Genomic DNA, 5,907 nt, shown 5'->3' with positions numbered 1-5,907 from the left:
GTATGAACTCAGTTGAACGAACTTAAAAGGACGCCGCCAGGCGTTTTTCTTATGTTGCGGGGCCGCAAGCTCGGCGGGATATATGGCGTCCGGTTCTTCTCGACATTATCCCGATGAGTCAGGGGGGGAGTTGAAGAAGAGGGACGAGTGAATAAAGCGGCGACTGAATAAAAGGGAAGATAAAGCCATAAGAGAGGCCTGAATGAACGGGATAATGATGCAGAAGGTCAGCAGGACCTGACACAAAGGGATACAGATGTAAAGGGGCAGGTCATGAATAAAAGGGATAAAGGTGCAAAAGGGTGGGGTCTGAATGAAGGGGATAATCATGAAAAAAGGTGGCTGAGCGAAAGGGATATTCGTGGAAAAGAGGGGGAAAGGGAGGTTCCTAGGGGCTACGGCGGTTTGGACGCCAGGATGCCAAATCCGTACGATTGCACATAAGCTCCTTAGTCCTGGACATTTGGCCGCAACGGGCGTTCCGCTAAGCTAAGTGGGAGAGGTTTAACTTATGGATACACATAGAAGGAGATGGCGGAACATGCCGAAAATCGCGGACAAATATTTACAGGTCGACCCTTGGAAGGTCGTGGAGGTAGGTTTTGATCCGGGGCGTAACCGGGTCAGCGAGTCGATTTTTTCACTGGGGAATGAATATATGGGGGTCCGAGGCTACCCGGAGGAAGGATATAGCGGTGATACGTTGCTGGGCAGCTATTTCAATGGATTGTTTGAGGAGAGCCCGGTGACAGCTCATTACAAGGGAATTATCAAATCGTTGCGCTTTATGGTAAACGCAGTGGATTGGTTGCATACGCGGATTACGTTGGACGGAGAAACGCTGGATCTAGTGGAGAGCCGGTTCAGCGGCTTTCGGCGGGAGTTGGATTTCCGCACGGGCATCTATTCTCGGGAGTTCGTGTGGCATACTGCCAGCGGGAAAGATGTTCAGCTCACATTTGAACGCTTCGTCAGCATGAAGGTGTCTCATCTCGGGGCACAGCGAATCACATTGACGCCGCTCAACTTCTCTGGTTCAATCCAGGTGCAAACCGGCCTGAACCTGAAGGTGATCCATGAGGATCAGCAACGGTGTTACTGGAAGGAACTGAAGCAAGATGAAGCCAAGGCGAGCGATGGAACCCCGATCGCAGCAATTCTAGGGGAGACAGTGAACACGGGGAACCGGTTGTTTTCCGGGTTTCATGTCGTTGCACCGGACGCGGTTACGGACGAGTTGGTGCAGGAAGACAGCTACATCGGCCGGGTTCTGACTTTGACGCTGGAGCAAGGCAAGCGCAGCACGCTGGATAAACTGGTGGTGAACGTGGCTGATAAAGATCGCTCCACCCAGGATAATGACCTTTGGCTGCGAGGGATCGAGCTGACAGCGCAACTCACACAGGCTGGATTTGATGCGGCGGCGGCCGACCAGCGGGCATACTGGGATCAGGTATGGGTGGAATCGGATATTGTCATCGAAGGTGATCCGGAGAATCAGCAGGGAATTCGCTTTTGCATTTTTCAGCTGTATCAGACTTACCATGGGGATAACCCCGGCTTTAACATCGGGGCGAAGGGGCTGACCGGCGAGGCGTATCGCGGGCTGGCTTTCTGGGATACGGAGTCGTATTGCTTGCCGTTTTATATTTTCAACAATCCGAAGGCAGCGCGGAGCTTGCTTGAGTTCCGTTACCGGACGCTCCCTGAGGCGCTGAAGCGGGCCAAGGAGTTGGACTGTGAAGGAGCGTTTTATCCGATTGCGACCATCGACGGAACGGAAAGCTGCGATCTGTGGCAACACTCGAATCTGCAGCTGCATGTCGGCACGGCGGTTGCGTACGGGTTGCGCCATTATGTGAAGATGACGGGCGATAAGTCGTTTTTGTATGAAAAAGGTGCGGAAATGCTGATTCAGATCAGCCGTTTTTATGCGTCACGCGGTCAGTGGGGACAGCAGTCGGGCAAATACGGCTATTTCGGCGTCATGGGCCCGGATGAGTTCCAGCTGATGGTAAACAACAACTGTTATATCAACCTGATGGCCAAGAAGCTGTTCGAGTATACACTGGAGGTGCTGGAAGCGATGCGGAATGAGGCTTCCGCTGCTTATGACAAGCTGGCAGCCCGCCTTGGCCTGACGGAGGAAGAACAGCAGGATTGGCAAAACAAAGCGCAGCATATGAAAATTCCGCGGGATGAACGGACGGGAATTTTTGAAGAGCATGATGGCTTTTTTGACCTGCCGCATCTGGACATCCATTCGATCCCGGTCACGGAGTTCCCGCTGTATTCGCATTGGTCGTATGACCGTTTATACCGCTACGACATGATTAAGCAACCGGATGTGTTGATGTTCATGTTCCTGTACAGCAGCGAATATTCGCTCGAGGAGAAGCGCACCAACTACGATTATTACGAGCCGCGCTGTATCCACGAATCGTCGTTGTCGCCGTCGATCCACTCGATTTTGGCGGCGGAAATCGGACGTTCGGATGAGGCGTATAAGTTCTTCGAATTTGCGACCCGGTTAGATCTGGACAACTACAACCGCAATACGCGGGAAGGTCTTCATACCACGTCGATCGCTGCCGCTTGGATGAACATCGTGTACGGTTTCGGCGGGATGCGGTCCGATGGGGAGCTGCTTGCGTTGAATCCAAGCATCCCTGAACGCTGGGAGAGCTATCGCTTTATGGTGACGTATCGCGGCACGAAGCTGCAAGTTGAAGTGGATCAGAACCAGGTCAGCATCCGTGCAAAGTCCGGCGGCGTGGCGGAAGTTCAGGTGTACGGCAACCTGGTGAGCATCGATGAAGCCGGGATTCAGTTGCCGTTGCGAAAGGCGGTCGTTCAATGAGCTGGATCATTCGTGAAAGCGGGTTTGACCCGGAACGAATCGCACATCACGGCAACAAGTTTATGATCGGGAACGGGGTTCTCGGATACCGGGGGACATTGGAGGAGTTTGGCAAAAAGGAGCTGACTGCAACGATCGTCGCTGGTCTGTACGACCAAGTGGAGGGCAAGTGGCGCGAACCGGTGAATGCCCCTAACGGGCTGGATACCCATGTTTATTGGAACGGCGCACGGCTAAGCGTGTTGGAGGCCGGAAATGTGGCTGCAGGAGACAAAGCGGTGAACAGCGTAAATGTAGGCAGAGAGCTTGATCACAGCCGAGTAGAGCTTGTGAGCCATGAGCAGTCGCTGGACCTGCGTCAGGCGGTGCACCGCCGACGGTCGGTGTTCCGCACCGCGGATGGTGGGGAGGTCGCGATCACTGCGGAGCGGTTCTGCAGTGCGGCGCGCACAGAACTGATCGTATACCGGTTCACCGTAGAGAGTAGCCGTGATGGCGAACTGACGATTGTCACCGGCATTAACGGTGACGTATGGGACATTAATGGTCCGCATCTTGTGCGGATGGAGAGCGATGTGGACGGGGCAGAGGGCGGTGCGGCTTGGGAAGTCGTATCGCTTAGCGCTTCGACGCAGGAGCTTGGCTTGCCGATCACCGTAGCGGAAGCGGCAGAGGTGGCGAGCGGCGGGGAGCATGAAGTTTTACGGAAGGATCTATCTATCCGCCGCCGGTTTCATGTGCATTGCCGGGCTGGGGAGCCGGTCGTGCTTGAGAAAACTGTCGCCGTGGCGGCCGGCCTGGAAGGGGAAACGGCTGACGAGGTTCGAGCGGCTGCGATCCAGTGGGCCCGGGAAGCGGGGCAGCTTGGATATGATCAGCTGCTGAGCGAGCACGCTGAATATTGGGAGCGCAAGTGGAGCGCCTCCGACATCCTCGTTGAAGGCGATGAGGAAGCCCAGCTGGCCTTGCGCTATAGCATGTATCAGCTGCATATCATCGCACCAGATCGCTCGGAGAAAGTGTCTATTCCGGCCCGGGGGTTGTCCGGCCAGGTGTACAAGGGTGCGGTGTTCTGGGATACGGAGATGTTTATGCTGCCGTTCTTCCTGTATACCCAGCCCGAGGTGGCGCGGAATCTGATGATGTATCGGGTGCATACACTGGCCGGGGCGAAGCGCAAAGCAGCCGAGTACGGCTATGAAGGTGCCTTTTATGCCTGGGAGAGCCAAGAAACAGGGGACGACGCCTGCACCTTGTTTAACGTCAATGACGTGTTCACCGGCCGTCCGATGCGAACCTATTTCCGTGATAAGCAGGTGCATATCAGCGCAGACGTAGCATACGGAATCTGGCAGGTTTACGCGTTTACCGGTGATGACCGTCTGCTGTTAGATGGCGGCGCAGAGGTTGCGTGGGAGTGTGCGAAGTTCTTTTATTCGTATGGATATTTCAATCCTCGGAAGCAGCGCTACGAAATTCTCGACGTGACGGGGCCGGACGAATATCATGAGCGGGTGAATAACAACGCGTTCACGAACCGGATGGTGAAGGAGTGCCTGCGTATCGCTTTGGATGCGATGGAGATTTTGAAGCGGGGTAACGTTGAGCGTTATGAGCAGCTGCTGGCAGACAGCCCTATACAGCCGGAGCATATCCGCGACATGTATGAACGGTTGTACGTTCCCGAGCCGGATACTCAAAGCCGCTTGATTGAGCAGTTTGATCGCTATTATACGCTGGAGGATGTTACGCTCACACAGCTGAAGTCGCTCATGCTGCATCCTCACGAATATCTCGGCGGAGGGAACGGACTTGCGACGACAACGCAAATTCTTAAGCAAGCCGATGTCGTGTTGATGCTGCACCTGTTTAAGGACGATTACGATCCAGCCGTTAAACAAGCGAACTGGGCATACTACGAGCCGCGCACCGAGCATGGATCGAGTCTCAGCGCCTGCATTTATGCGCTGGTGGCGGCGGATACGGGATCACCGGATTGGGGTTACCCTTACTTTATGCGGACGGCGACGATTGACTTAACCGGTGATTCTAAGCAATACGTCGGTGACTTATACATTGGCGGGACGCATCCCGCGGCGAATGGCGGGGCATGGATGGCGGCAGTGTTGGGATTTGCCGGCTTGCGGTATGACGGGGACAAGGCGGTGCTTCGACCGGCGTTGCCGTCGGCCTGGCAGGCAATCGAATTCCCGGTACGCTTAGGCGGCGGTTCTTATCGGATCCGGGTCAGCCGGGAAGGGGTGACCATCACGGCACCTCGCGATAATCCGGCTGCACTGCGGTTTATCGTGGGAGGCCGAGAGCTGACGGTGGCGCCGGGCCACGAAGTTCACATCGCGTAGAAAAAGAGCCATTTGGAAGCTACCCTAAGAGATTAAAGGAGAATCCATCATGTTAGAAACGATGAACGGTGCGATCTTCGACCTCGACGGCGTGATCGTGGATACGGCCAAATACCACTATCTCGCCTGGCGGGCGTTGGCGCACCGGTTAGGCTTCGAGTTTACCGAAGCCGACAATGAGCGGCTGAAGGGCGTCAGCCGCATGGAATCGCTGCGCATTCTGCTCGAGGTGGGCGGCGTGGAAGCCACGGAGGAAGAACGCGAGAAGATGGCAGCCGAGAAGAATCGCGAATATGTTGAGTATATTTCGAAGCTGGAGCCTTCGGAAATTTTGCCGGGGGCGAAGGAGTATTTGCTGCAGCTGCGCGAGCGGGGCGTCAAGGTCGCGCTGGGGTCGGCGAGCAAAAACGCCGGGTTCATTTTATCCCGGCTCGGCATCGCGGAGCTGTTCGACGCGGTGATCGACGGCACCAAGGTGTCCAAGGCGAAGCCGGACCCGGAGGTGTTCCTCGCGGCCTGCACCGCGCTGGCGTTGCCGCCGTCTGATTGCGTCGTGTTTGAGGACGCGGAGGCGGGCGTGCAGGCGGGCAAAGCCGCCGGCTGCCGCGTCGTTGGCATCGGCAGCCCGGACATCCTGGCTGAGGCCGACCTTGTCGTCAGCGGGTTGCATGAACTGGTGTAATG

At 55.8% G+C, this 5,907-nt stretch carries 3 protein-coding genes; all 3 read left to right on the top strand.

Annotation, left to right across the window (positions count from 1 at the left end; all coding sequences use genetic code 11):
- Positions 1-541: 541 nt before the first annotated feature.
- Genes RW092_RS08385 through pgmB form a run of 3 tightly spaced genes read left to right on the top strand, consistent with a single transcriptional unit; the run spans position 542 to position 5,905 of the window.
- Positions 542-2,860: a glycoside hydrolase family 65 protein gene (locus RW092_RS08385; protein WP_316009974.1), complete on the top strand. Its 2,319-nt coding sequence runs from the start codon at positions 542-544 to the stop codon at positions 2,858-2,860.
- Positions 2,857-5,223 (top strand): glycoside hydrolase family 65 protein, encoded by a 2,367-nt coding sequence (locus RW092_RS08380; protein ID WP_316009973.1) that lies wholly within the window; start codon positions 2,857-2,859, stop codon positions 5,221-5,223. The genes RW092_RS08385 and RW092_RS08380 overlap by 4 nt, the downstream gene beginning before the upstream one ends.
- A 49-nt stretch (positions 5,224-5,272) precedes the next feature.
- Positions 5,273-5,905: a beta-phosphoglucomutase gene (gene pgmB, locus RW092_RS08375; RefSeq protein ID WP_016313525.1), complete on the top strand. Its 633-nt coding sequence runs from the start codon at positions 5,273-5,275 to the stop codon at positions 5,903-5,905.
- Positions 5,906-5,907: the final 2 nt, after the last annotated feature.

The sequence above is a fragment of the Paenibacillus sp. 3LSP genome, from assembly GCF_032465655.1.
In the GTDB taxonomy this organism is placed as follows: domain Bacteria; phylum Bacillota; class Bacilli; order Paenibacillales; family Paenibacillaceae; genus Fontibacillus; species Fontibacillus barengoltzii.
Note: the sequence above shows the minus strand (reverse complement) of the source record. Positions and strands in the feature narration are given on the sequence as shown.

Bases quoted from the DNA above. Each gene is read 5' to 3' on its own strand.
- RW092_RS08385 (WP_316009974.1), top strand. From the start codon at position 542: ATGCCGAAAATCGCGGACAAATATTTACAGGTCGACCCTTGGAAGGTC.
- RW092_RS08380 (WP_316009973.1), top strand. From the start codon at position 2,857: ATGAGCTGGATCATTCGTGAAAGCGGGTTTGACCCGGAACGAATCGCA.
- pgmB (WP_016313525.1), top strand. From the start codon at position 5,273: ATGTTAGAAACGATGAACGGTGCGATCTTCGACCTCGACGGCGTGATC.